Raw genomic sequence first — 24,732 nt, 5'->3', positions numbered from 1 at the left:
CGAACAGACCCCGGCCGAATGCGGGTGTTCAGTGCGCGGCCGTGGCGGCGAGGTATGCGTTCAGCGCCTCGTCGTCCACGATGGCCACGCGCCCGAAGTCCAGCGACACAATGCCCATGCCCTCCAGCGACTGCAGCACCTTGTTCACGGTCTGCCGCGACAGGCCCACCAGCTGGCCCAGCTCTTCCTGCGTGAGGTTGAGCCGCCGGGTGCTGCGCCAGAACAGGCGGCTGAGGTACAGCGCCACGCGGTGCTCGGTGGACTGGGTGCGCCCGGCCTCGATGATGGTCATGGCCTGGCCCAGCCGCATGTTCAGATGCAGCACCAGGAACTGGTTGAACGCCAGGCTGGTCTCGCGCAGCGTGGCAAACAGCGGCAGGGGCAGGCACAGCAGGGTGGTGGGGCGCAGTGCCACCACGTGGTACCGGCGGGGCTCGGGCTTCATGGCCGAGCCCTCGCCAAACCATTCACCGTCAGGCACGCCGATGAAGGCGGACGACCGGCCCTTGCTGGTGGGGCTCTGCAGCATCACCAGACCCGACAGCACGGCATGCCAGCCCCGCACGGCGCTGCCGGCGGGCATCATCACCGCGCCCTTGTCGGCCTGCTCGGCAAACACCTCTTCGCGCAGCCGCTCCTGCATGGCGGCAGGCAGGCCCGCGAACCAGGGCTGGGCGGCAATGAATCGTTGGGCGGAAGGGGCAGCGCAAAGCATGGGCCCGATTGTCGCTGCAGCGGTGCCGGCGGTTCAGGGTATTCCCTTGCCCTTTGTCAGTGGGACGACAAGTGTTGGCAGCCATGCCCGCCGGGCGCACACTCCGCAGCGGTTCACGGGGTTCGGCGACTTTGCAGCCGTGCCGCCACCGGTGCCGCGCCAGTGCGGTGGTACGGCGTGCGCGGGTTCATCCCAGCGGCGTGCGGGGGCACGACGCGGGCGACACCCGGACGCCGATACGCGCGCTACGATGACCGTTCCATTCACTACAACATCCAAGGAGTATTCATGCTGGGCTTGATGCAGAGTCAACCGTTGCTGATTTCGTCGCTGATCGAATTCGCAGAGCGCCACCACGGCGACGCCGAAATCGTGTCCCGACGGGTGGAGGGGGACATCCATCGCTACACGTACCGCGACCTCGCAGCACGTGCCCGCCGCCTGGCCAACGCGCTGGATGACCTGAAGCTCCAGTTCAGCGACCGGGTGGCCACGCTGGCCTGGAACGGCTATCGCCACATGGAGATGTATTTCGGCGTGAGCGGATCGGGCCGCGTGCTGCACACCGTCAACCCGCGCCTGCACCCCGACCAGATCGCCTGGATCATCAACCACGCAGAAGACCAGGTGCTGTGCTTTTACACCACCTTCCTGCCCCTGGTGCAGGCGGTGCATGCCAAGTGCCCCACCGTCAAGAAGTGGGTCGCCCTTTGTGACGCCGACAAGCTGCCGGCCGACACCGGCATCCCCGGCCTGACCAGCTACGAAGCCTGGATTGGTGCGCAGTCTTCGGACTACGCATGGCCTGAGTTCGATGAGAACTCTGCATCGAGCATGTGCTACACCAGCGGCACCACAGGCAACCCCAAGGCCGCGCTGTACAGCCACCGCTCCACCACGCTGCACGCCTACGCTGCGGCGCTGCCTGATGTCATGTGCCTCTCGGCCCGCGACTCGGTGCTGCCCGTGGTGCCCATGTTCCACGTCAATGCCTGGGGCATTCCGTACTCGGCCGCGCTCACTGGCTGCAAGCTGGTGTTCCCCGGCCCGGCGATGGATGGCAAGTCGATCTACGAATTGATCGAAGCGGAGAAGGTCAGCTACGCGGCGGGCGTGCCCACCGTGTGGCAGATGATGCTGGGCCACATGAAGCCTGCGGGCCTCAAGTTCTCCACACTGCGCCGCACGGTGATCGGCGGATCGGCTTGCCCGCCCGCCATGATCCACGCCTTCAAGGAAGACTACGGTGTGGAGGTGCTGCACGCCTGGGGCATGACCGAGATGAGCCCGCTGGGAACGCTGTGCACGCTGAAGAACAAGCACCTCGTCATGTCCAAGGACGAGCAGATGAAGATCCTGCAAAAGCAGGGCCGTGCGATCTATGGCGTGGACATGAAGATCGTGGGTGGCGACGGCAACGAGCTGCCCTGGGACGGCAAGACCTATGGCGACCTGCTGGTCAAGGGCCCCTGGATCGTGGGCAGCTACTTCAAGGGCGAGGGCGGTGACCCGCTGATGCGCGACGCGCAGGGCAGGGGCTGGTTCCCCACCGGTGACGTGGCCACCATCGACGCCGACGGCTTCATGCAGATCACCGACCGCAGCAAGGACGTGATCAAGTCCGGTGGCGAATGGATCAGCTCCATCGACATCGAGAACATTGCGATGGCCCACCCAGCCATTGCCATGGCGGCGTGTGTGGGTATGCCGCATCCCAAGTGGGACGAGCGCCCCATCGTGGCCGTGGTCAAGCGGCCTGGCGCAGAGGTAACGCGCGAAGCGCTGCTGGCCTTCTACGAAGGCAAGACGGCCAAGTGGCAGATCCCTGACGACGTGGTGTTTGTCGATGCCATTCCGCTCGGTGCCACCGGCAAGATGCTCAAGACCAAGCTGCGTGAGCAGCTCAAGGATTACAAGCTTCCCGGCCTGTGATCAGGGTGGGGCAATGCATGTGCGCGCATCGCTTGCGAGCGCCATTTTTTGCACTGCCCCAGGCTGGTGCGCGCTCGGGGGAGCGCAGCGCCAGTCACGTGTGCGACGCTGGTAGGGGCAATCCCTGAGCATCGCTTTGTTGCAACGCGGTACGCTGCGTTGTGTCGATTTACAAGGAGACAAAAGCATGAAGTTCGCTATTAAGGCTGTAGCAGCCTCGGTAATCTTGGCAAGCGCTGGCGGGGCCTTCGCTCAAAAGGGCGAGACGGTCAAAATCGCCTGGCTCGACCCCCTGTCTGGCCTGATGGCGGCCGTGGGAACGAACCAGCTCAAGAGCTTCCAGTTCATCGCTGAAGAGTTCAACAAGAAGAACCCTGCCGGCGTCAAATTTGAAATCATCGGCATCGACAACAAACTCAGCCCTCAGGAAACCACCAGCGCCCTGCGCTCGGCCATGGACCAGGGCGCGCGCTACGTGGTGCAGGGCAACGGCTCTGGTCCCGCACTGGCCATCATGGACGCGCTCGAAAAGCACAACGCACGCAATCCCGGCAAGGAAGTCCTGTTCCTGAACTACGCTGCCGTGGACCCAGACCTCACCAACAGCAAGTGCAGCTACTGGCACTTCCGTCTGGATGCAGACACCTCCATGAAGATGGAAGCGCTGACGACCTACATGAAGGACCTGCCAGAGGTCAAGAAGGTCTACCTGATCAACCAGAACTACTCGCACGGCCACCAGGTCTCCAAGTTCGCCAAGGAGATGATGCAGCGCAAGCGCCCCGACGTGCAGTTTGTGGGTGACGATCTGCACCCCCTGGCCCAGGTGCGCGACTTCTCGCCCTACATCGCCAAGATCAAGGCATCGGGCGCTGACAGCGTGATCACCGGCAACTGGGGTTCTGACCTGGCACTGCTAATCAAGGCCGCTAACGACGCGGGCCTGAACAACGTCAACTTCTACACCTACTACGGCTCTGTCACCGGCAGCCCCACTGCCATGGGCTCTGCCGCTGCAGGCCGCGTTTACATGGTGGCTTACGCCCACATGAACCTGCCGGGCGAGCTCAACAAGATCGTGGTGGACTACAAGAAGAAGTTCAACGACGACATGTACACCGGCGCCGTGTACCACGCCTTCACCATGCTGTCCGAAGGTTTCGTGAAAGCCAAGTCCACCGACCCCGTCAAGGTGGCCGCAGCGTTTGAAGGCATGAAGTTCAAGAGCTTCAACGGGGAAGTCGAGATGCGCAAGACCGACCACCAGTTGCAGCAGGGCCTGTTCATTTCCAAGTGGGAAAAGGCCGGCGGCAAGTACCCCATCGACTCGGAAAACACCGGCTATACCTTCGTGCCGCTGAAGTACTACGAGCCCTACGTGGCCAGCACGCCCACGTCGTGCCAGATGAAGCGCCCCTAAATCCGGCGCTGGCGTTTCGGCGCCAGAACTTCGAGGCCCGACGTACTCGGGCCTTTTTTTTCCCTCCGTGATGAAAAATTCCAATGAATCCTGAGTTTTTCGTGATCTCTTTGCTGAACGGCGTGAGCTACGGGCTCCTGCTGTTCATGCTGAGTTCCGGCCTCACGCTGATCTTCAGCATGATGGGCGTGCTCAACTTCGCACACACCAGCTTCTACATGCTGGGTGCCTATTTCGCGTTCACCATCTCCGGGGTGGTGGGCTTTTGGCCTGCGCTGGTGCTGGCACCGCTTGTGGTGTTTGTGCTGGGGGCTGCGTTCGAGCGCTATGCCCTGCGCCGGGTGCACAAGTTTGGCCATGTGCCCGAGCTGCTGGTCACGTTCGGGCTGTCGTACCTGATTCTGGAAGTCGTGCAGCTGGTTTGGGGTCGCTCCACGGTGCCTTACGGCCTGCCAGAGCAATTGCAGGGCCCGCTGTTCTCGCTGTACGGCACGCAGTTTCCCAAGTCGCGTTCGTTTGTGATGCTGGTGGCGCTGCTGATGCTGCTGTCGGTGTGGCTGCTGCTCACACGCACCCGCATCGGGCTGGTGATCCAGGCGGCTCTCAAGTACCCCGAAATGGTGGAGGCGCTGGGCCACAACGTACCGCGTGTCTTCATGCTGGTGTTTGGTGGCGGCGCCGCGCTGGCGGGCCTGGCGGGCGTGATCGGCGGCAACACCTATGTGACCGAGCCTGCGATGGCGGCGTCTGTCGGCTCCATCATCTTCGTGGTGGTGGTGGTGGGCGGCATGGGTTCGCTGGCAGGGGCCTTCATTGCCTCGCTGCTGATCGGCGTGGTACAGACCTTTGCCGTGGCGCTGGACTACTCGCTGATCCACGTCTTCAAGGCCGTGGGTGTGGCGGTGACCGACCAGACCTTTGGCTATCCCTTGCTCAAGCTCACTATTTCCCAGGTGGCGCCCATCCTGCCGTACCTGTTCCTCGTGCTGATCCTGATCTTCCGCCCCAAGGGCCTTTTGGGCACGCGGGAGGACTGATGCCATGAATTCAACCACTCATCCTGTCTCCAGTGCCACGTCGCACTACCGGTTCAAGCCCTGGAACGTCGGGCGCTTCGTGATCTGGACGCTGTTTGCCGCAGCACTGATCGTGGCGCCCATGCTGTTTCGCAGCAGCCTGGCGCTGACCATGCTCTCGCAGATCGGCTACCTCATCATCATCTGCCTGTCCTACAACATGTTGTTGGGGCAGGGCGGCATGCTGAGCTTCGGCCATGCCGTGTACACCGGTTTGGGTTCGTTCATAGCCATCCACGCCATGAACATGGCAAGCAAAGGCAGCTTCAGCATTCCGCTGGTGCTGATCCCCATCGTGGGCGGGCTGGCGGGGGCGTTCTTTGCCATCTTGCTGGGCTTCGTCACGACCAAGAAGTCCGGCACCACATTCGCCATGATCACGCTGGGCATTGGCGAGCTGGTGGCTTCGATGGCGCTGATGTTCCCCGAGTTCTTCGGGGGCGAAGGCGGCATCACCACCGACCGCGTGTATGGCCAGTCGTTCTTCGGCATCACCTTCGGTCCTGCCATTCAGGTGTACTACCTGATCGCCGTGTACTGCTTCGTGTGCACCGCGGCGATGTTTGCCTTCACCGGCACACCGCTGGGCCGCATCCTGAACGCAGTGCGCGACAACCCCGAGCGTGTGGAGTTCATTGGCTACAACACGCAGCGGGTGCGCTACTTCGCCTTCATCATTGCGGGCTTTTTTGCCGGCATTGGTGGTGGTCTGGCCACCATCAACTTCGAGATCGTGACGGGTGCCGACAGCCTGAACGTGGTGCGTTCGGGTGGCTACCTGCTGTTCACCTTCCTGGGCGGTGCCACCTTCTTCTTCGGCCCCATCATTGGTGCCGTGCTGCTGGTGCTGGCGTCTGTGCTGCTGTCTGAGCTGTCCAAGGCCTGGCTGCTGTATCTGGGCCTGGTGTTCCTGTTCATGGTGATGTATGCGCCCGGTGGCGTGGCCAGCCTGATCATGATGAACCTGCGCTTGGCCAAGTTCGGCAAGCTGCGCCAGCTGTGGACCTCTTACCTTGCGCTGGGCGGTACTGCCCTGGTGGGTGTGATGGGCGCAGCCTGCATGATCGAGATGACCTACCACCTGCAGCTCAATGCCGCGCTGGGGCCAGAGTTGACCTTCCTCGGCGCCACGCTCAACGCCAAGGGCTTTACCAGCTGGTTTGGTGCGGTGTTTGTGATGGTGACGGGCTTTGCCCTGTTTGAACTCTGCCGCCGCCAATTTGTGCGCCAGTGGAGCAGGATCCAGGAAGAAATAGAACATGAAATCAAGCGCGGGGAGGCTTTGTAACCATGGCGGCTGACAACGCAACCTATGCGCTCGAACTGCGCGACTTGCGCAAGAGCTTTGGCAAGACCGAGATCATCCGCGGCGCCAACTTGGCCGTCGCGCCCGGTGAGCGCGTGGCCATCATCGGCCCCAACGGCGCGGGCAAGTCCACGCTGTTCAATCTGATCAGCGGGCGCTTTGCGCCCACCAGCGGCGATGTGATCCTGAATGGCCAGCGCATCAACGGCATGGCACCGTACGAGATCAACCGGCGCGGGCTCTCGCGCAGCTTCCAGATCACCAACATCTTTCCCAAGCTGTCGGTGTTCGAAAACCTGCGGTGCGGCGTGCTGTGGAGCATGGGCTACAAGTACACGTTCCTGCGCTTCCTGTCGAACCTGCACGATGCCAACGAGCGCGCCAAGCAGCTCATGGAAATGATCAAGCTCGACAAGAAGCGCGACACGCTGGCGATGAACCTGACCTACGCTGAGCAGCGCGCGCTTGAGATTGGCATCACCATCGCGGGCGGTGCCAATGTGATCCTGCTGGACGAACCGACGGCCGGCATGAGCAAGACCGAGACCTCACGCTTCATCCACCTCATCAAGGAAGTGACCGAAGGCCGCACGCTGCTGACGGTGGAGCACGACATGGGCGTGGTGTTCGGCCTGGCCGACAAGATCGCTGTGGTGGTGTACGGCGAGGTGATTGCCTTTGACACGCCCGACAAGGTGCGCGCCAACCAGCGCGTGCAAGAGGCCTATCTGGGCTCGGTCGTTGCGGATGAGCAAGGGGCGGGACACTGACATGCTGAAAATCGAAAATCTCCACGCCTATTACGGCAAGAGCCATGTGCTGCATGGCGTGACCTTTGATGTACAACCCGGTGAAATCGTGGCCCTGCTGGGGCGCAACGGTTCGGGCCGCTCCACCACCGCCAAGGCCATCATGGGTCTGGTGGACTGGGAGGGCACACTCAACTGGAAGGGGCAGGACCTCAATGGCAGGAAGGCCTACGAGATCGCCCACCTGGGGGTGGGTTATGTGCCCGAAAGCCGCGATGTGTTCCCCAACCTCACCGTGCACCAGAACCTGATGCTCGGCCAAAAGGGCAGTGGCAAGAACAGCCGCTGGTCGTTTGACGACATGTACGAGATGTTCCCCCGACTCAAGGAGCGCCAGCACACCGAGGCGGGCGTGATGTCGGGCGGCGAGCAGCAGATGTTGACCCTGTGCCGCACGCTCATGGGTGACCCGGACCTCATCATCATCGACGAGCCCACCGAGGGTCTGGCACCCAAGATCGTCGAGCTGGTGGGGCAGTACCTGCAGACCATCAAGTCGCGCGGCATCTCGGTGCTGTTGATCGAGCAGAAGCTGACCATTGCCATGAAGATCTCGGACCGCGCGCTGGTCATGGGGCATGGCTCGATCGTGTTCCAGGGCACACCGGACAGCCTGCGGGCCGACAACTACATCCGCAAGGAATGGCTTGAAGTCTGACGATTTCTGAAAAACCATGGCCAAAAGAGGCGCCCGATAGCTGAAGGCGCCTCTTTTTTTGCTCTACCAAATGTTGCACTGCAAACCCCCTTGTCCCGCCCGGGACAAATTGACACGCCAAATGGGTTTGAAGTCTCTACAATAAAAACGCACGATCGTTCTTTTTCACTTTCCAAGGAACAACAGCACCATGACCGCTGAATACAAAGTCCACGGCTCCGTTGCCGTGATCACCATGGCCAACCCTCCCGTCAACGGACTCGGTCTGGCGACCCGCCAGGGCATCGTGGACGGCCTTGGCCGTGCCAATGCCGATGCAGCGGTCACGTCCATCGTGATCACTGGTGCCGGTGGTGCGTTCTCTGGCGGCGCCGACATCAAGGAGTTCGGCACCGACAAGTCGCTGCAAGAACCCAACCTGCTGTCGGTGATTGCCGCCATTGAAAACTCGGCAAAGCCCGTCGTGGCCGCCATGCACAGCGTGGCCATGGGCGGCGGGCTGGAGCTGGCCCTGGGTTGTCACTACCGCATTGCGGCGCCTGGCTGCTCGATTGCACTGCCCGAAGTCAAGCTGGGCCTGATCCCTGGCGCAGGCGGTACGCAGCGCCTGCCCCGCGTGATTGGTGTGGAAGCCGCGCTCAACCTCATTGTGAGCGGCGAGCCCGTCAAGAGCGAAATGATCGGCGCCGTGCCCGGCCAGAAGCTGTTTGACAAGATGGCCGCGTCGGCCGAATCGCTGGCCGCAGAAGCCCTGGCGTTTGCCCAGAGCGTGGCCGATGCCCGTCCGCTGCCCCTGGTGCGCAACTTCCCCTGCAAGCACCCCGAAGGCGATGCGTACTTTCAGTTCGCGCGCAACATGGTCAAGGGCATGGCCAAGAACTTCCCCGCGCCCGCCAAGTGCGTGGACGCGGTCGAAGCGGCCACCAAGAAGAAGTTCGCCGAAGGCATGCTGGTCGAGCGCGAAATCTTCATCAACCTGATGTGGACGCCCGAGTCGCGTGCACTGCGCCATTTGTTCATGGCTGAGCGTGCGGCGAGCAAGATCCCTGACGTCGCATCCGACACCCCCAAGCGCGACATCAAGCTGGTGGGCGTGATTGGCGCGGGCACCATGGGCGGCGGCATTTCCATGAACTTCCTGAACGCGGGTATCCCCGTCAAGATCCTGGAGATGAAGCAGGAAGCCCTGGACCGTGGCGTGGCCACGATCAAGAAGAACTACGAAGCCCAGGTCAAGAAGGGCAAGCTCAAGCAGGACAAGTACGAGCAGCGCATGGCCCTGCTGAGCACCACGCTGAGCTACGACGATCTCAAGGACTGCGACCTCATCATCGAAGCCGTGTTTGAAGAGATGGGCGTCAAGGAAGCCGTGTTCAAGCAACTCGACGCTGTGGCCAAGCCCGGCGCCATCCTGGCCTCCAACACCTCCACGCTCGACGTGGACAAGATCGCCGCCTTCACCAAGCGTCCGCAGGACGTGGTGGGCATGCACTTCTTCAGCCCTGCCAACGTGATGAAGCTGCTGGAAGTGGTGCGTGGCAAGGAGACCGCCAAGGACGTGCTGGCCACCGTGATGGCCATCGGCAAGAAGATCAAGAAGACTTCAGTGGTCTCGGGCGTGTGCGATGGTTTCATCGGCAACCGCATGATCGAGCAGTACAGCCGCCAGGCTGGCTTCCTGCTGGACGAAGGCTGCACGCCCCAGCAGGTGGACAAGGCCATCGAAAAGTTTGGCTTTGCCATGGGCCCGTTCCGCATGGGCGACCTGGCGGGCAACGACATTGGCTGGGCCATCCGCAAGCGCCGCTCCGTCGAACGTGCCGATATGAAGTACAGCCGCACGGCCGACAAGCTGTGTGAACTGGGCCGCTTCGGCCAGAAGACCGGCGCAGGCTGGTACGACTACCAGGCCGGCAAGCGCGACGCGATCCCGAGCGACCTGGTCAACAAGATGATCGAAGACCACCGCAAGGAGCTGGGCATCACGCCGCGCAAGATTTCGGACGAAGAAATTGTGCAGCGCCTGGTGTTCGCACTGGTCAACGAAGGCGCGCACATCCTGGAAGACGGCATTGCCAGCAAGTCCGGCGACATCGACATGGTGTACCTGACCGGCTACGGCTTCCCCATCCACCGTGGCGGCCCCATGCACTACGCCAGCGAAGTGGGTCTGTTCAACGTGGTGCAGGCCATGGACCGTTTTGCCAAGAACCCGCTGGACGACGCAGCGTTCTGGAAGCCCGCTCCGCTGCTGGCCAAGCTGGCCGCCGAAGGCAAGGCCTTCCAGTAAGCCGCATCCACAGACACCGAATCAAAGGAATTCACATGACCTCCGCAGTGATTGTTTCCACCGCCCGCACGCCGCTCGCCAAGAGCTGGAAGGGTTCGTTCAACATGACGCACGGCGCCACCCTCGGCGGCCATGCCGTGCAGCACGCCGTTTTGCGCGCCGGCATTGATGGCGCTGACGTGGACGACGTCATCATGGGTTGCGCCACGCCCGAAGGCGCCACCGGCAGCAACATCGCGCGCCAGATCGCCTTGAAGGCCGGTCTGCCCATCACCGCTTCCGGCGTCACGGTCAACCGCTTCTGCTCTTCGGGCCTGCAGACCATTGCGATGGCAGCTCAGCGCATCATCGCTGGCGAAGCCGATGTGTTCGTGGCCGGTGGCGTTGAAAGCATCTCCTGCGTGCAGCAGGAAATGAACCTGCACATGATCCAGGACCTGGCTCTGGCCAAGCAAAAGCCTGAGATTTACTGGAGCATGCTGCAGACCGCCGAGCAGGTGGCCAAGCGCTACAACATCGGCCGCGAAGCCATGGACGAGTACGGTGCAGGCAGCCAGCAAAAGGCCTGTGCCGCTCAGGCCAACGGCTTGTTCGATGCAGAAATCGCCCCCATCACCGTGACGGCCGGTGTGGCTGACAAGACGCTGGGCCTGATCACCAAGCAAGTGACGGTGAGCAAGGACGAAGGCACACGCGAAGGCACGACGGTGGAGGCCATCAGTGGCCTGCGGTCGGCACTGCCCGGTGGCTTGATCTCGGCCGGCAATGCCAGCCAGTTCTCTGACGGCGCCGGTGCCTGCGTGATCACCAGCGAAGAGTACGCCAGCAAGAAGGGCCTCAAGCCCCTGGGCCGTTTCCTCGGCTTTGCGGTGGCCGGTTGTGAGCCTGACGAAATGGGCATCGGCCCTGTGTTTGCCGTGCCCAAGGTGCTGAAGAAGCTGGGCCTCACGGTGCAGGACATTGACCTGTGGGAGCTGAACGAAGCCTTCGCCGTGCAGGTGCTGTACTGCCGCGACAAGCTGGGCATCCCGGCGGACCGTCTGAACGTGAATGGCGGCGCCATCGCTCTGGGCCACCCCTACGGTGTGTCGGGCCAGCGCCTCACAGGCCACGCCCTCATCGAAGGCAAGCGCCGTGGCGCCAAGAAGGTGTGCGTGACGATGTGCATTGGCGGCGGCATGGGCGCTGCGGGCATTTTCGAGGTGCTGTAAGCCATGTCCGGGCAGGCCTCGTCGCCACCGCGCACCGACATCCCCGATGTCGTGGTGTCGCCCGAGGTCTTCCTGGCCATGGGGCGTGAGGTACTGGCATCGCAGCCGTTCAGCATCCTGGTGGGGGCGCGGCTGCATGCCTTGTCCCCAGGGCACTGCGAGCTGCACCTGCCCATCACGCCCCAGTTGCTGCAACAGCATGGTTTTGTGCACGGGGGCGTGCTGAGCTATGTGGCCGACAACGCCCTGACCTACGCGGGAGGCACCGCGATGCGGGTGCCCGTGGTGACCTCCGAGTTCAAGATCAACTACCTGCGCCCTGCGGTGGGCGAACTGCTCATCGCCCGTGCGCAGGCGGTGCACCATGGCCGCGCGCAGGCGGTTTGCCGCTGCGATGTGTTGGTGGTGCAGGCAGGCACCGAAAAGCTGTGCGCCGTGGCGCAAGGCACCATTGCCGCACTGCCACCGCGCGAAGACGCGGCACCGTCGCCCGCTGGCGCCTGATGGTGGCAAGGGATGGGAGCATGTTCCTCCTCACTCCTGCGCCGTTTACTCCTTATTTGATAGCTGCTGGCGCATGATTTATCTGCGCCTGGGGCTGTTTTAACCCTGAAATGCCATGAGCCTACGTCCCACCGTCGATTTCCTGCTCTACCAGTGGCTGAACGCCGAGAAGCTGCAAGCCCGCGAGCGCTTTGCAGACCACTCCCGCGAGACCTTCGATGCCGTGCTCGACACCTCCGAGCGCATCGCGCGCGAGAAGTACGCGCCCTTCAACCGCGTGGTGGACACCGAAGAACCCCGCACCGAGACCGAGCCCGACGGCACGCTGCGCGTGGTGCTGCCGCAAGCCACCTACGAAGCACGGCGCGCCTATGCAGAGTCGGGCCTGCTGAGCGCCGCGCAGGACTACGACATTGGCGGCATGCAGCTGCCCTACACGGTGGAGGCGGCGGCCAACAGCTTTTTCGCGGCCGCCTCGATCAGCATTGGGTCCAACCTGCTGACCTCGGGCAATGCCAACCTGCTCATGGTGCATGGCACCGACCTGCAAAAGCAGGTGTTTGCGCTCAATGAATTCAACGGCCGCTGGTCGGGCACCATGTGCCTGTCGGAGCCGCAGGCGGGCTCGTCCCTGTCCGACGTAGCCACACGCGCCGTGCCGGATGGCGAGGGCTTTGAGAGCGACCCGCTGGGTCCCCGCTACCGCCTCAAGGGCAACAAGATGTGGATCAGCTCGGGCGACCATGAGCTGACCGAAAACATCGTGCACCTGGTGCTGGCCAAGATCCCGGGGCCAGACGGCAAGCTGGTGCCGGGTACCAAGGGCATCTCGCTGTTCATCGTGCCCAAGAAGCTGGTGGACACCCACGGTCAGCTGACCGGCGTGCGCAACGACGTGGCGCTGGCGGGCCTGAACCACAAGCTGGGCTGGCGCGGCACCACCAACACGCTGCTGAACTTTGGCGAGGGCAAGTACCCCGTGGATGGCCAGGCAGGCGCCGTAGGCTATCTGGTCGGCCAGCCCGGCAAGGGCCTGCACTGCATGTTCCACATGATGAACGAGGCGCGCATTGGCATCGGCATGGCCGCCACCATGCTGGGCCTGGCGGGCTATTACGCCAGCCTGGACTACGCCAAGAACCGCCCCCAGGGCCGGCCCGTGCAGGGCCCCAAGGACGGCGCGGCGGCCGTGGTCAAGGACGCAGCCCAGCCCCAGGTGCGCATCGTCGAGCACGCAGACGTCAAGCGCATGCTGCTCGCGCAAAAGTCGTACGGCGAGGGCGCGCTCGCGCTCAACCTGTTCTGCGCGCGGCTGGTGGACGAGCAACACACGGGCGATGCCGCTGCGGCCGACGAAGCCCGCCTGCTGCTGGAGGTGCTGACCCCCATCGCCAAGAGCTGGCCCAGCGAATGGTGCCTGGAGGCCAACAGCCTGGCCATCCAGATCCACGGCGGCTACGGCTACACGCGCGACTTTCCGGTGGAGCAGTACTGGCGCGACAACCGCCTGAACATGATCCACGAAGGCACCCACGGCATCCAGGCCATGGACCTGCTGGGCCGCAAGGTGCTGATGGAAGGCGGTCGTGGCCTGCAACTGCTGGCCGGGCGCATCAACGCCACCATCGAGCGCGCCATCCAGGTGCCCGCGCTGGCCGCCCATGCCAACGCGCTGGGCAAGGCGCTGCAGGACGTGGGCGCTGCCACCAAGGCCGCCTGGGCCACGGGCGAACCCGCTGATGCGCTGTCCAACGCCGTGCCCTACATGCAGGCCTTTGGCCACACGGTGCTGGCCTGGGTGTGGCTGGACGTGGCGCTGGCCACCCTGGCGGCCGATGCAGCCCTGGCGCAGCCCGCCAGCGTGGGCCGCATGGGCGCCATGCGCTTTTTCTTCCATTACGAGCTGCCCAAGATCGGCGCCTGGCTTCAAGTGGTCAGCACGCGCGACGCGACCTGCGCCAGCTTTCCTGAAGAGGCGTTCTGATGGCCGCTGCGCACACCCTGCAGCGCTTGCACAAAATCATCTGGGCGCTGATCTACGGCGGCCTGCTCACGCTGGTGCTGGGCATTGCCACCGCCCGCACCGACGCGGCCACGGGCTGGGTGCTGATGGTGGGTGGGGGCGTGGTGGCGGCAGTGGGCGTGGTGCTGATCGCCGTGCGTGCGCGGCTCAAGGCCGACCCCCAGGGCTGACGCTGCGGCACCGCGGTAGCCACCTGGCGGGCCCCGTGCGGAGCGGACGCGGCGGCGACACAATGCAGCCTTCTGGCGCCGCACAATGGCTGCCTGTATTCCACCCCCTGGCTGGCGCATTCCAGCGCCGGGCTGTGGTCCGAGAACATCCATCGACTGGCGAAAATCCAAGGAGACATTCACATGACACGCACCATCCAACAACTGTTTGACCTGACGGGCAAGACCGCCCTGGTGACCGGCGGCTCGCGCGGCCTGGGCCTGCAACTGGCCCACGCGCTGGGCGAGGCGGGCGCCAAGATCGTGCTCAGCTCGCGCAAGGCGTCTGACCTGGAAGAAGCCACGGCCGACCTGCAAGCCGCAGGCATCGACGCGCGCTGGATTGCCGCCGACTGCGCCAAGGAAGAGGACATCCGCCGCCTGGCCGACGAGACCTTGCAGCGCCTGGGCCATGTGGACATCCTGGTCAACAACGCGGGCGCGGCCTGGGGCTCTCCGGCTGAAGACCACCCCGTGGAGGCCTGGGACAAGGTGATGAACCTTAACGTGCGTGGGTACTTCATCCTGAGCCAGCACATCGCCAAGCACAGCATGATCGGCCGCCGCAGCGGCAGCATCATCAATGTGGCGTCCATCGCCGGCCTGGGCGGCAACCCCAAGGGCATGAACACCATTGCTTACAACACCTCCAAGGGCGCGGTGATCAACTTCACCCGGGCGCTGGCGGCCGAATGGGGGGCCTACAACATCCGCGTCAACGCGATCTGCCCGGGCTTCTTCCCGAGCAAGATGACGGTGGGCACCCTCAAGGCCATGGGCGAAGAGGCATTGGCCGCACACGCCCCGCTGGGCCGCCTGGGCGATGATGAAGACCTGAAGGGCCTGTGTGCGCTGTATGCGTCGGATGCAGGCAAGCACATCACCGGCCAATGGCTGGCGGTGGACGGCGGCGTGAGCATTGTGACTGGCGGGTGAACATCCCCCTGAGCGGCTGTGCCGCTTCCCCCTTCTCTCGAATCGCTGCGCGATTCGGGAAGGGGGACGACGCAATCGCTGCGGGGCGGCCCTTGCTCTGCGTCCCTCGCCTGTGCCGCGCCCGTTGCGACCTACATTTCCAAAGGAACAAACCTTGATCAGTTTTGGTGTCGAAATCCCCTTTGTCAGCCACCTGGGCTTCACGCTGCACCGCATGGAGGACGGCGAGTCCGAGCTGCGTTACGAAGCCAAGCCTGAGCACCTGAACTCGTTTGCCGTGACCCACGGCGGCGCGTCGATGACGCTGCTGGACGTGACCATGGCGACGGCCGCGCGCAGCGTGACGCCGGACATGGGTGTGGTCACCATCGAGATGAAGACCAGCTTCATGCAGCCCGCGCGCGGGCCGCTGGTGGCCAAGGGGCGGTTGATTCACCGCACGGCCACCATGGCGTTCACCGAGGGCACGGTGTACGACGCCCAAGGCAAGGTGTGCTGCCACGCCACCGGCACGTTCAAGTACGTCAAGCGCCTGCCGGTGGACGGGCGCAATGTGAATGATCTCAAGGTCATCTCCACCGACTGAGCCAGTGGTTGAGGTCGCCAGCAGTTTTTAAAGCCTTTTTGCCTGCAAGCGCAATGTATATATGCGTTGGCAGCTATCAAAAACATAGTGTTGAATTTTCTGAAGGAGCTTTCCATGCCACGCAACCAACAAATCGTTCTCGACAACCGTCCCCAGGGCGAAGCGGTGGCCAGCAACTTCAAGCTGGTCGCGACCGACACGCCCGCGCTGCAGGACGGCCAGGTGCTGGTACGCCACCACTACCTGAGCCTGGACCCCTACATGCGCGGCCGCATGAACGAGAGCAAGAGCTACGCGGCGTCGCAGGGCCTGGGCGAGGTCATGATTGGCGGCACCGTGGGCGAGGTGGCCGAGAGCAAGCACCCCAAGTACGCTGTGGGCGACAAGGTGGTGGGCATGGGCGGCTGGCAGGAATACAGCGTGGTCAATGCCGACCAGCCCGGCGCGCTGCGCAAGGTCGATACGACCCATGTGCCGCTGTCGCACTACCTGGGCGCCGTGGGCATGCCGGGTGTCACGGCCTGGTACGGCCTGGTCAAGATCATTGCGCCCAAGGAAGGCGACACCGTGGTGGTGAGCGCCGCCACGGGCGCCGTGGGCAGCGCCTTTGCCGCGCTGGCCAAGGCCCGTGGCTGCCGCGCGGTGGGCATTGCGGGCGGTGCCGACAAGTGCAAGTACGCAGTGGAAGAACTGGGCTTTGACGCCTGCATCGACTACAAGCAACACAGCGACGTGAAGGCCATGTCCAAGGCCCTGAAGGAAGCGTGCCCCAACGGCATCGATGGCTACTTCGAGAACGTGGGCGGCTGGATCATGGACGCCGTCATGCTGCGTATGAACGCCTTCAGCCGCATCGCCCTGTGCGGCATGATCGCCGGCTACGACGGCGCACCGCTGCCCATGACCAACCCCGCGCTCATGCTCATCAACCGCATGAAGGTCGAAGGTTTCATCGTCAGCGAGCACATGGAAGTCTGGCCTGATGCCCTCAAGGAGCTGGGTACGCTGGTCGGCACCGGCAAGCTGCGCCCGCGCGAAACCATTGCCCAAGGCATTGCCGCCGCGCCCGAGGCCTTCCTGGGCCTGCTCAAGGGCAAGAACTTTGGCAAGCAACTGGTCAAGCTGATCTGATGATGCTGAAGTGGACCTGGGCCCGCTTCGATGACCTGGGCGTGCATGCGCTGCATGACGCCCTGGCCCTGCGCTGCAAGGTGTTCATCCTGGAGCAGGGCCCCTACCAGGACCCGGACGAAGCGGACAAAAAGTCCTACCACCTGCTGGGCTACGACGAGGCGGGTGCGCTGCAAGCCTGCCTGCGCGTGGTGGACCCGGGCGTAAACTACCCCGAGCCCTCCATTGGCCGCGTGGTCACCGCCAAGGAGGCGCGCGGCAACGGCACAGGCCGGGCGCTGATGCAGGAGGGCATTGCCCGCTGCAGCCAGGCGTGGCCGGACCGGGGCATTCGCATCAGTGCGCAAGCGCACCTGCGGGGCTTCTACGGCAGCCTGGGTTTTGAGGCGGTGTCCGACGAATACCTGGAAGACGATATCCCGCACCTTGAAATGCTGCGAAAGGCGGGCTGACGCAGCCGCAGCCCCTTCGATCATTCACACAGCCCACCCGTGAAGGAGCCGACATGACCTTGCCCACCGCCACCCTGGCGCGTACCCATGACGTCTTCAACCAGAGCACGCCGTGGGCGGATGTGAACCTGTTCACCACCAACCAGCCGCTGCAGGACGCGCTGAGCTTGCATGCACCTGGCCTGCATGTGGAGGGCCTCACCGCGCTGGGCGCCGAGATGGGCTCGGCAGAGATGCTGGCCCACGCGCGCCTGGCCAACACCCACAAGCCCCAGCTGCGCACGCACGACCGCTTCGGCCACCGCACGGATGTGGTGGAGTTCCACCCCAGCTACCACGCGCTGATGGGCGCCGCGCTGCGCCACGGCCTGCATGCCACGCCCTGGTCGCGCCAGGACACGGGCCACGCGCATGTGGAGCGCGCGGCGGGCTTCATGCTGTTCACCGAGGCCGAGCCCTCGGTGCTGTGCCCCGTGTCGATGAGCTACGCCGTGACCCCGGCACTGCGAGGCAATTCAGCAGTATGGGCGGACTGGAGCAAGGGTTTGGCAAGCACGCAGTACGACCCGCGCCTGGCACTGTTCTCGCAGAAATCCGCGCTCACCATGGGCATGGGCATGACCGAAAAGCAGGGCGGATCGGACGTGCGTGCCAACACCACACAGGCTGTCTACGACGGCGACGATGTCTGGGGTGCGCGCTACCGCATCACGGGGCACAAGTGGTTCTTCTCCGCCCCCATGTGCGATGCGTTCCTGATCCTGGCGCAGGCGCCCGGCGGGCTCACCTGCTTCTTCCTGCCGCGTGTGTTGCCTGATGGTGGCGAAGGGGCGGTCAACACCATTCGCATCCAGCGCCTGAAAGACAAGCTGGGCAACCACGCCAATGCCAGCTCCGAGGTCGAGTTCATCGGCGCGATGGCCTGGCGCGTGGGCGAAGAGGGCCGGGGTGTGGCGCAGATCCTGGAGATGGGCACCATGACGCGGCTGGACTGCGCGCTGGGCACCAGCGGCCTCATGCGGCAGGCGCTCAGCATTGCGCTGCACCACACGCGCCAGCGCTCGGCCTTTGGCAAAAAGCTCATCGAACAGCCACTGATGCGCAATGTGCTGGCCGACCTCGCGCTCGAAAGTGAGGCAGCCACTGCGCTCTCCATCAGGCTTGCAAGCGCTTTTGATCGCAAAGAGAAAAGCGAGCACGAAGCCGTGATGGCCCGCCTGCTCACGCCCGTCGCCAAGTTCTGGGTGTGCAAGCGCGGCAGCGTGTTTGCGCAGGAGGCCATGGAATGCCTGGGCGGCAACGGCTATGTGGAGGAGGGCGGTGAAGGCGTCATGGCTCGCATCTACCGCGAGATGCCGCTCAACTCCATCTGGGAAGGCGCGGGCAACATCATGGCGCTGGATTTGATGCGCGCCGTGCGCCGCGCCGACACCGCTGCCGCGCTGGACGCCGAACTGGCACCCGCACGCGGCGCCCACCCGGCGCTGGACCGTCTGGCCGGCGCACTGCCCCTGCGTGTAGACGCCATGACCACCGAGGCCGAGGCCCGGCGACTCGCCCAGGATGTAGCGTTGGCAGTGCAGGCGGCCCTGTTGCTGCGCAGTGCGCCCGGCGCAGTGTTCCGAGCGTTTTGCGACTCGCGCCTCTCCGGTGACTGGGGCTACAGCTTTGGCACGCTGGGCGCGGGTGTCAACCTTGACGCCATCTTGGATCGCGCACTTCCGGCCTGAGCCATCCCACAGAATTTTGCGGAGAAACCCATGTCCCACCTCATCCTGCACCACTACCCCTCGTCCCCGTTTTCCGAAAAGATCCGTGCGGTGCTTGGCTTCAAGCAGCTGGCCTGGAAGTCCGTCATCATCCCCAGCGTCATGCCCAAGCCCGATGTGGTGGCGCTGACCGGCGGGTATCGCAAGACGCCGTTCTTGCAGATCGGCGCCGACATCTATTGCGACTCGGCCCTGATCTGCGATGTGCTGGAGCATGAGCATCCCGAACCCGTGCTGTATCCGCCGCACCTCAAAGGCGTGTCGCGCGTGTTTGCGCAGTGGGCCGACACCACGCTGTTCTGGGCTGCCATGGCCTACAACCTGCAGCCCAAGGGCGCCGCCGTGTTGTTTGCCAACCTGCCGCCGGCGGCCGCGCAAGTGTTTGGTGAAGACCGCCGCGAGATGAGCGCAGGCATGCAGCGCCTGCGCCCGGCCGATGCCACGGCTGCCTACCGCTCGTACCTGCGGCGTATTGCGCACATGGCCGAGGAACACGACTTCCTGTTCGGCGCCGAGCCTTGCCTGGCCGACTTTGCGGCCTACCACCCGCTGTGGTTCACGCGCGAGTGTGTGCCCGTGATGGCCGACATCTTTGCCGCCACACCCGCCGTGCTGGAGTGGATGGACCGCATCGCTGCGCTGGGCCACGGCCGCATGGAGAAGTTCAGTGCCGCCGACGCCATCACCGTGGCCGCGGGCATGGAGCCGCTGCCGCTGACCGACGACGTGTTCCAGGACGAGCACGGCATCCCGCTGGGTACCCAGGTCACGATTGCCGCCGAGAGCTTTGGCACAGAGCCCACGGAAGGCGAGCTGATTGCCGCCACCCGCACACGCTACACGCTGCGCCGTACCGACCCGCGTGCGGGCACGGTGCACGTTCACTTCCCCCGCATTGGCTACGTGCTGCGGCCGGTGGCGCCCTGAACAACGGCAGCCTTTTTGATCGCACCGCCCCCGATGCGCTCTGCGTGTTCGGGCGGCGTTGGCCGAAGCCGTGTGTCGGCATCAGCGCCCTCCCGTGTTTCACGACTGCACCCCATCATCCATCGACAACCCCTAGGAGACACAAAACATGATCGACAACTTTGCCGGCAAAACCGCCGTCCTCACCGGCGCAGGCTCGGGCTTTGGCCTGGAATGCGCGCGCATTGGCGCCCGCCTGGGCATGAACCTGGTGCTGGTCGATGTGCAGCAGGACGCGCTCGACGCTGCAGCGGCCGAGATGCAGGCCGCAGGCGCCCAGGTGCTGGCGCGCAAGGTGGACGTGTCGAACGCCGCCCAGATGGAGCAACTCGCCGCCGACGTGCAGCAGCGCTTTGGCGCACCGCACCTGGTGTTCAACAACGCGGGCGTGGGCGCGGGCGGCCTGGTGTGGGAAAACTCGGTCAAGGACTGGGAGTGGGTGCTGGGCGTGAACCTGTGGGGTGTGGTGCACGGCGTGCGCCTGTTCACCCCCATGATGCTGGCAGCGGCCAAGGCCGACCCCACTTGGCGCGGCCACATCATCAACACCGCCAGCATGGCGGGCCTGCTGGCGGCGCCCAACATGGGCATCTACAACGTGAGCAAGCACGCAGTGGTCAGCCTGTCGGAAACGCTGTACCAGGATTTGTCGCTGGTCACTGACCAGATCGGCGCCAGCGTGTTGTGCCCGTTCTTTGTGCCCACCGGCATCAACCAGAGCCACCGCAACCGCCCCGGCGACCTGCCTGCCGAAAAGCCCACCAAGAGCCAGCTCATCGGCCAGGCGATGAGCGACAAGGCCGTGGGCAGTGGCAAGGTGACTGCTTCCGAGGTCGCGCAAAAGGTCTTCGACGCTGCTGCCCAGGGCCAGTTCTACATCTACAGCCACCCCAAGGCCCTGGCCTCGGTGCAGACGCGCATGGAAGACGTGATGATGGGCCGCAACCCCACCGACCCGTTTGCCGCCAAGCCCGAGCTGGGTGCACAGTTGCGGGCAGCGCTGAGGGCTGATTGAGCCAGAGGCGCTTGATTTACATGCCCTGAATGCTATTCAAAAGGTAGCAAATGGCCGCAGAGCTGCACGCCAACGACACGGCGCACCGCCCCACAGGCGGCTATGCGCTGTTCCCCACGGCCATCGACCACTGCGGCATTGCATGGCGGGGGGCGCTGCTGGTGGGGGTGCAGTTGCCGGAAGACGCGGGCGAGGTGGCAACGCGTGCCCGCATGCAGCGCCGGTTTCCGCAGCTCGCCGAAGGTGCGATGCCACCCGATGTGGCAGCCTGGGCAGCACGCGTGGCGGCCCTGCTTGAAGGTGCGCAGGACGACCTGCGTGATGTGCCCCTGGCGCTCGACGCCGTGCCTCCCTTTCACGCCCGCGTGTACGAGCTGGCCCGCCGCATTCCACCCGGCAAAACCATGACCTATGGCGAGATGGCTGCCGCATTGGGCGAGCCGGGTGCTGCGCGTGCCGTGGGCCAGGCGTTGGGCCACAACCCGTTTGCGCCTGTGGTGCCGTGCCACCGTATCCTGGCGGCGAACGGCAAGACAGGCGGTTTTTCGGCCGGTGGCGGCGCCACCACCAAGATGCGCATGCTGGACATCGAGGGCGCGTTTGCGCACGAGACCCTGGCGCTGTTTGCACCCAGGGGCTGAAGGGGTTCAGCCGCGCTTTTTGAGCAGGGGCGACCCCGCGCTGGCCATGGCCAGCTCGTGCGTGGTGTTCAGCAGGGCAGGGCCCAGGGCCTGCATGCGCTCGGGCGTCAGGCGCACCAGTGGGCCCGCAATGGTCACCACCCCGATCACCGGGCCGTTGCCTTGCCGGATGGGTGCGGCCATGGCCGTCATGGCCGGAGCAAACACCTCGACGATGGTGCTGAAGCCCTGCTGCCGTGCGGTGCGCAGGTAGGCCAGCAGGGCCTTCACGGTGGTGGGGGCGTTGGGGCCGTAGTCCTCGGGTTTGCCAAAGCCCTGGCGCGCCACCAGGGCCAGGGCCTCTTCATCGCTCATCGTGGACAGCCAGGCATGGCCGGCCGAGCTGCACGACAGGTTGACCGACAGGCCCATGTCCGGGTCGTAGCGCAGGCCGCGCACGGCCCCTTGCGCCTTGGCCACAAAGGTCAGCGCATCACCGTCCACCACCGCCAGACGCACCAGCTCGCCAGATTCGGCGGCCAGCCGGTCCAGCAGGGGCTGGGCAATGTCCACCACGCCCGTGGCGCTCAGATAGCCCAGGCCCAGCGACACCAGCTTGATGGTGAGCATGTAGTTGCCCTGGCTCTGGTCCTGCCGCACGTAGCCGCAACGGATCAACTCGGCCAGCAGGCGGTGCGTGGCGCTCAGTGGCATGTCCAGTTCGGAGGCCAGGCTCGACAGGGCCTTGCCTTCCGGGTGCGGTGCAAGATGCTCCAGGACTTTGAAACTGCGTTCAAGGATGCTGCTCATGGCGGGGGCTCTTCGTGATCGTGAACCGGTTTTTCCAGGATACCCAAGCGCTGGTTCTTCGGGCGCAATGTATCAAAAATTGTTAAAGGGTTTCTACTGTGGAAACGGTTTCCACTTTATTCATACGATGCAGTTCCCGATGCACTCCGGGCTTGGTGTGCACATTGCTGGTTTCTTTTTGTTGGAGAAGTCCCTGTGAAAAAAACTGCTTGCCTTCTGGCGGCCGCTGGCCTGTCCTTCTTGATGGCGCTGCCCGCCGCCGCGCAGCAGGAGCGCGTGATCCGCTTCGGGCACCTGAACAATGCCGACCATCCCGTGAGCTTTGGCGTCAAGCGTTTTGGCGAACTGCTGGCGGCCAAGAGCGGCGGCAAGATGAAGGTGATGGAGTTCCCCGCCTCGCAGCTGGGCAACGAGATGCAGCAGCAGTCGGCGTTGCAGGGCGGTGTGCAGCAGATGTCGGCCCCGGCGACCACCTCGCTGGCCGGCATCGTCAAGGAATTCGGGTTGGTTGACTTCCCCTTCTCGGTGGCCAACTTTGCGCAGGCCGATGCGCTGCTCGACGGCCCCCTGGGCCAGGCGCTGATCGCCCGATTGCCCGAGAAGGGCCTGGTGGCCCTGGGCTACTGGGACCTCGGTTTTCGCAACGTGACCAACAGCAGGCGCCCCATCACCAAGGCCGATGACTTCGATGGACTCAAGCTGCGCGTGATCCCCAACCCGGTGTTCCTGGAGACCTTCAAGGCCTTCAAGGCCAACCCCGTGCCCATGCCGTTTGCCGAGCTGTATGGCGCGCTGGAAGCCAAGGCCGTGGACGGCCAGGAGAACCCCTATGCCGTGATCCTGTCGAACAAGATGTTCGAGGTGCAGAAGTACGTGAGCGCTACCAACCACGTGTACGCCGCCAACATCGTGCTGGTGAGCAAGAAGTTCTGGGACCAGCTCACCCCCGCTGAGCAGAAGATGATGCACGACGCTGCCAACGAGTCGCGTGGCTACCAGCGCCAGGTGAGCCGCGCTGCAGCGCAGCGTTCGGTGGGGGACCTGCAGGCCAAAGGCATGGCCTACAACGAGATCACGCCCGCCGAGCTGGCGCGCATGCAGCAGATCGCCAAGCCCGTGATCGAGAAGTTCGCGGCCACCTATGACCCGGCGATTGTGAAGCTCTACAACGACGAACTCACCCGCATCCGCAAGTAAGCCACCTGGTCCGAAACCTATGAAAATTCTCATCCTCCACGGCCCCAACCTCAACCTGTTCGGGCGCCGCGAACCCCATATCTACGGCACCACCACGCTGGCCCAGATCAACGATCGTTTGCTCAAGCTCGCTACAGAGCTGGGTGTGGAGCTCGACATCGTGCAGTCCAACCATGAGGGCGCGCTGATCGACTTCCTGCACGCGAACATCGATGCAGCGCAGGGCGCACTCGTGAATCCTGCGGGGCTGACACAGCACGGCGTGCCGCTGCACGACGCCATCAAGGCCATGCCTTTCCCGGTGATCGAAGTGCACATGTCTAATATCGCCGCGCGCGAGGCCTGGCGCGCGCACTCCATCATCTCGCCCGCCGTCAAGGCCACGGTGCAGGGCTTCGGTCCCCACTCCTACCTGGCCGGGCTGCGGGCGCTGGTGGACAGCCTGCGCGAGGCCGCCCAGGTTGCCTGAGCGGTGCGGGCGCACGGTGGTGGGCGTTCAACGTGTCCTCTGAAAAGTCGTAGTCCAGTGATGGACCGGCGCTGGCTTCTGCCGTGCTGGTACCGAGCAGTGTTTGATTCGTTATTTTTGGATCAAATCGACCGCTAGTGCTTTGATTTATTGCGCTGTGCGCTATACAAATAGTAGCGTTGTAGTTGACTTCAACGCTACCCACCTCGCCAGTCGCTTTGCCAGCGAGGCCAGGCATCAGGTGGTGAGGTGCATGGGCAAAAATCAGACTGGCTGGGGTCTGTTCGACAGCGCACAGACGCGCAGCATGTGCCCCTTGTACAAGAGGATCGGAGCGTACCCGCCATGTGGTTGCGCCATTCACTTGTGTACCAGGAGCCGTCCATGTCCCATCCATCCAACCTTACCTCTGCGTGGGACACGTCTTCCGTGGGGCAGCCGGCAGACATATCGCTGCTGGAACTCTCCCATCTGGGTGAACACCTGGTGCATTGCGGCGCATTGCGGGGGCCGCTGGACCGGTTGCTCGGTGGCGCTGCATGGCTGCAGGCCCAGGTGGCAGAGCATGTGGTGACGGTTGCACTGCTGGTCACCTTGCTGGTGGGGGCTGTATCGCTGGTGCGGTAGG

At 64.1% G+C, this 24,732-nt stretch carries 24 protein-coding genes; 22 read left to right on the top strand and 2 right to left on the bottom strand.

Annotated features, from left to right (window positions below; translation table 11 throughout):
• Positions 1–28: 28 nt before the first annotated feature.
• Positions 29–715, bottom strand: a complete 687-nt coding sequence (locus ASD75_RS13105) for a Crp/Fnr family transcriptional regulator (RefSeq protein ID WP_056063530.1) — start codon at positions 713–715, stop codon at positions 29–31.
• Positions 716–1,003: 288 nt separating this feature from the next.
• Here ASD75_RS13105 and ASD75_RS13100 point away from each other — a divergent pair, with 288 nt between their 5' ends.
• The 19 genes from ASD75_RS13100 (at position 1,004) to ASD75_RS13010 (ending at position 21,649) form a co-directional block, all read left to right on the top strand.
• On the top strand, positions 1,004–2,647 hold the full coding sequence (locus ASD75_RS13100) for a 3-(methylthio)propionyl-CoA ligase (protein WP_056746261.1): 1,644 nt from the start codon (positions 1,004–1,006) through the stop codon (positions 2,645–2,647).
• Between the two features lie 187 nt (positions 2,648–2,834).
• Complete coding sequence (locus ASD75_RS13095; protein WP_056063523.1) at positions 2,835–4,067, top strand: branched-chain amino acid ABC transporter substrate-binding protein; 1,233 nt, start codon at positions 2,835–2,837, stop codon at positions 4,065–4,067.
• Between the two features lie 83 nt (positions 4,068–4,150).
• Complete coding sequence (locus ASD75_RS13090) at positions 4,151–5,104, top strand: branched-chain amino acid ABC transporter permease (protein WP_056063520.1); 954 nt, start codon at positions 4,151–4,153, stop codon at positions 5,102–5,104.
• 4 nt (positions 5,105–5,108) lie between these two features.
• Positions 5,109–6,431, top strand: coding sequence for a branched-chain amino acid ABC transporter permease (locus tag ASD75_RS13085; RefSeq protein ID WP_056746259.1), 1,323 nt, complete (start codon positions 5,109–5,111; stop codon positions 6,429–6,431).
• Positions 6,432–6,433: 2 nt separating this feature from the next.
• Positions 6,434–7,219: an ABC transporter ATP-binding protein gene (locus tag ASD75_RS13080; protein ID WP_015014388.1), complete on the top strand. Its 786-nt coding sequence runs from the start codon at positions 6,434–6,436 to the stop codon at positions 7,217–7,219.
• Position 7,220: 1 nt separating this feature from the next.
• A complete protein-coding gene (locus ASD75_RS13075) occupies positions 7,221–7,916 on the top strand; it encodes an ABC transporter ATP-binding protein (RefSeq protein WP_056063513.1) in 696 nt (231 codons plus the stop codon).
• Positions 7,917–8,106: 190 nt separating this feature from the next.
• Complete coding sequence (locus ASD75_RS13070) at positions 8,107–10,206, top strand: 3-hydroxyacyl-CoA dehydrogenase NAD-binding domain-containing protein (protein ID WP_055394024.1); 2,100 nt, start codon at positions 8,107–8,109, stop codon at positions 10,204–10,206.
• A gap of 35 nt (positions 10,207–10,241) precedes the next feature.
• Complete coding sequence (locus tag ASD75_RS13065) at positions 10,242–11,417, top strand: acetyl-CoA C-acyltransferase (protein ID WP_056063507.1); 1,176 nt, start codon at positions 10,242–10,244, stop codon at positions 11,415–11,417.
• 3 nt (positions 11,418–11,420) lie between these two features.
• Complete coding sequence (locus tag ASD75_RS13060) at positions 11,421–11,921, top strand: PaaI family thioesterase (RefSeq protein ID WP_225581328.1); 501 nt, start codon at positions 11,421–11,423, stop codon at positions 11,919–11,921.
• A 115-nt stretch (positions 11,922–12,036) separates the two neighbouring features.
• Positions 12,037–13,905 (top strand): acyl-CoA dehydrogenase, encoded by a 1,869-nt coding sequence (locus tag ASD75_RS13055; RefSeq protein WP_056746257.1) that lies wholly within the window; start codon positions 12,037–12,039, stop codon positions 13,903–13,905.
• Positions 13,905–14,114, top strand: coding sequence for a hypothetical protein (locus ASD75_RS13050; RefSeq protein ID WP_056063503.1), 210 nt, complete (start codon positions 13,905–13,907; stop codon positions 14,112–14,114). Before ASD75_RS13055 ends, ASD75_RS13050 begins: the two co-directional genes overlap by 1 nt.
• Positions 14,115–14,297: 183 nt before the next feature.
• Positions 14,298–15,089: an SDR family oxidoreductase gene (locus tag ASD75_RS13045; RefSeq protein ID WP_056063500.1), complete on the top strand. Its 792-nt coding sequence runs from the start codon at positions 14,298–14,300 to the stop codon at positions 15,087–15,089.
• A gap of 154 nt (positions 15,090–15,243) precedes the next feature.
• Complete coding sequence (locus tag ASD75_RS13040) at positions 15,244–15,675, top strand: PaaI family thioesterase (protein WP_056063497.1); 432 nt, start codon at positions 15,244–15,246, stop codon at positions 15,673–15,675.
• A gap of 114 nt (positions 15,676–15,789) precedes the next feature.
• Complete coding sequence (locus ASD75_RS13035; RefSeq protein WP_056746698.1) at positions 15,790–16,806, top strand: NADP-dependent oxidoreductase; 1,017 nt, start codon at positions 15,790–15,792, stop codon at positions 16,804–16,806.
• On the top strand, positions 16,806–17,258 hold the full coding sequence (locus ASD75_RS13030) for a GNAT family N-acetyltransferase (RefSeq protein ID WP_056746255.1): 453 nt from the start codon (positions 16,806–16,808) through the stop codon (positions 17,256–17,258). The genes ASD75_RS13035 and ASD75_RS13030 overlap by 1 nt, the downstream gene beginning before the upstream one ends.
• Before the next feature lie 53 nt (positions 17,259–17,311).
• Complete coding sequence (locus ASD75_RS13025) at positions 17,312–18,988, top strand: isovaleryl-CoA dehydrogenase (protein WP_056746253.1); 1,677 nt, start codon at positions 17,312–17,314, stop codon at positions 18,986–18,988.
• Positions 18,989–19,018: 30 nt separating this feature from the next.
• On the top strand, positions 19,019–19,954 hold the full coding sequence (locus tag ASD75_RS13020; RefSeq protein ID WP_056746251.1) for a glutathione S-transferase family protein: 936 nt from the start codon (positions 19,019–19,021) through the stop codon (positions 19,952–19,954).
• A gap of 148 nt (positions 19,955–20,102) precedes the next feature.
• Positions 20,103–21,008: an SDR family oxidoreductase gene (locus ASD75_RS13015; RefSeq protein WP_056746250.1), complete on the top strand. Its 906-nt coding sequence runs from the start codon at positions 20,103–20,105 to the stop codon at positions 21,006–21,008.
• 50 nt (positions 21,009–21,058) lie between these two features.
• Positions 21,059–21,649 carry a methylated-DNA--[protein]-cysteine S-methyltransferase gene (locus ASD75_RS13010; protein WP_056746248.1) on the top strand — a complete coding sequence of 197 codons (591 nt, stop codon included), beginning with the start codon at positions 21,059–21,061 and terminating at the stop codon, positions 21,647–21,649.
• 6 nt (positions 21,650–21,655) lie between these two features.
• Here the strand turns inward: ASD75_RS13010 and ASD75_RS13005 are convergent, their stop codons facing one another.
• A complete protein-coding gene (locus ASD75_RS13005; protein WP_056746246.1) occupies positions 21,656–22,438 on the bottom strand; it encodes an IclR family transcriptional regulator in 783 nt (260 codons plus the stop codon).
• A 243-nt stretch (positions 22,439–22,681) separates the two neighbouring features.
• Between ASD75_RS13005 and ASD75_RS13000 the strand changes: the two genes are divergently transcribed.
• The 3 genes from ASD75_RS13000 to ASD75_RS12990 all read left to right on the top strand — a co-directional run bounded on the left by ASD75_RS13000 (position 22,682) and on the right by ASD75_RS12990 (position 24,731).
• Positions 22,682–23,635: a TRAP transporter substrate-binding protein gene (locus ASD75_RS13000; RefSeq protein WP_056746695.1), complete on the top strand. Its 954-nt coding sequence runs from the start codon at positions 22,682–22,684 to the stop codon at positions 23,633–23,635.
• 19 nt (positions 23,636–23,654) lie between these two features.
• Positions 23,655–24,104 carry a type II 3-dehydroquinate dehydratase gene (locus tag ASD75_RS12995; protein WP_056746244.1) on the top strand — a complete coding sequence of 150 codons (450 nt, stop codon included), beginning with the start codon at positions 23,655–23,657 and terminating at the stop codon, positions 24,102–24,104.
• Positions 24,105–24,488: 384 nt separating this feature from the next.
• The gene (locus ASD75_RS12990) at positions 24,489–24,731 is read left to right on the top strand and encodes a hypothetical protein (RefSeq protein WP_056746242.1); all 243 of its coding nucleotides are present in this window, start codon (positions 24,489–24,491) and stop codon (positions 24,729–24,731) included.
• Position 24,732 lies beyond the last annotated feature (1 nt).

Origin of the sequence: Acidovorax sp. Root568 (assembly GCF_001427445.1) — a bacterium.
Taxonomy (GTDB): Bacteria; Pseudomonadota; Gammaproteobacteria; order Burkholderiales; family Burkholderiaceae_C; genus Acidovorax; species Acidovorax delafieldii.
The sequence above is the reverse complement of the archived record's forward strand: the minus strand, read 5'-3'. Positions and strand labels throughout refer to the sequence as shown.

Coding starts and splice junctions, on each gene's coding strand:
- ASD75_RS13030 (WP_056746255.1), top strand. CDS start 16,806: ATGATGCTGAAGTGGACCTGGGCCCGCTTCGATGACCTGGGCGTGCAT.
- ASD75_RS13035 (WP_056746698.1), top strand. CDS start 15,790: ATGCCACGCAACCAACAAATCGTTCTCGACAACCGTCCCCAGGGCGAA.
- ASD75_RS13095 (WP_056063523.1), top strand. CDS start 2,835: ATGAAGTTCGCTATTAAGGCTGTAGCAGCCTCGGTAATCTTGGCAAGC.
- ASD75_RS12995 (WP_056746244.1), top strand. CDS start 23,655: ATGAAAATTCTCATCCTCCACGGCCCCAACCTCAACCTGTTCGGGCGC.
- ASD75_RS13100 (WP_056746261.1), top strand. CDS start 1,004: ATGCTGGGCTTGATGCAGAGTCAACCGTTGCTGATTTCGTCGCTGATC.
- ASD75_RS13075 (WP_056063513.1), top strand. CDS start 7,221: ATGCTGAAAATCGAAAATCTCCACGCCTATTACGGCAAGAGCCATGTG.
- ASD75_RS13050 (WP_056063503.1), top strand. CDS start 13,905: ATGGCCGCTGCGCACACCCTGCAGCGCTTGCACAAAATCATCTGGGCG.
- ASD75_RS13070 (WP_055394024.1), top strand. CDS start 8,107: ATGACCGCTGAATACAAAGTCCACGGCTCCGTTGCCGTGATCACCATG.
- ASD75_RS13060 (WP_225581328.1), top strand. CDS start 11,421: ATGTCCGGGCAGGCCTCGTCGCCACCGCGCACCGACATCCCCGATGTC.
- ASD75_RS13000 (WP_056746695.1), top strand. CDS start 22,682: ATGGCGCTGCCCGCCGCCGCGCAGCAGGAGCGCGTGATCCGCTTCGGG.
- ASD75_RS13105 (WP_056063530.1), bottom strand. CDS start 715: ATGCTTTGCGCTGCCCCTTCCGCCCAACGATTCATTGCCGCCCAGCCC.
- ASD75_RS13010 (WP_056746248.1), top strand. CDS start 21,059: ATGGCCGCAGAGCTGCACGCCAACGACACGGCGCACCGCCCCACAGGC.
- ASD75_RS13045 (WP_056063500.1), top strand. CDS start 14,298: ATGACACGCACCATCCAACAACTGTTTGACCTGACGGGCAAGACCGCC.
- ASD75_RS13085 (WP_056746259.1), top strand. CDS start 5,109: ATGAATTCAACCACTCATCCTGTCTCCAGTGCCACGTCGCACTACCGG.
- ASD75_RS13005 (WP_056746246.1), bottom strand. CDS start 22,438: ATGAGCAGCATCCTTGAACGCAGTTTCAAAGTCCTGGAGCATCTTGCA.
- ASD75_RS13080 (WP_015014388.1), top strand. CDS start 6,434: ATGGCGGCTGACAACGCAACCTATGCGCTCGAACTGCGCGACTTGCGC.
- ASD75_RS12990 (WP_056746242.1), top strand. CDS start 24,489: ATGTCCCATCCATCCAACCTTACCTCTGCGTGGGACACGTCTTCCGTG.
- ASD75_RS13065 (WP_056063507.1), top strand. CDS start 10,242: ATGACCTCCGCAGTGATTGTTTCCACCGCCCGCACGCCGCTCGCCAAG.
- ASD75_RS13015 (WP_056746250.1), top strand. CDS start 20,103: ATGATCGACAACTTTGCCGGCAAAACCGCCGTCCTCACCGGCGCAGGC.
- ASD75_RS13020 (WP_056746251.1), top strand. CDS start 19,019: ATGTCCCACCTCATCCTGCACCACTACCCCTCGTCCCCGTTTTCCGAA.
- ASD75_RS13055 (WP_056746257.1), top strand. CDS start 12,037: ATGAGCCTACGTCCCACCGTCGATTTCCTGCTCTACCAGTGGCTGAAC.
- ASD75_RS13090 (WP_056063520.1), top strand. CDS start 4,151: ATGAATCCTGAGTTTTTCGTGATCTCTTTGCTGAACGGCGTGAGCTAC.
- ASD75_RS13025 (WP_056746253.1), top strand. CDS start 17,312: ATGACCTTGCCCACCGCCACCCTGGCGCGTACCCATGACGTCTTCAAC.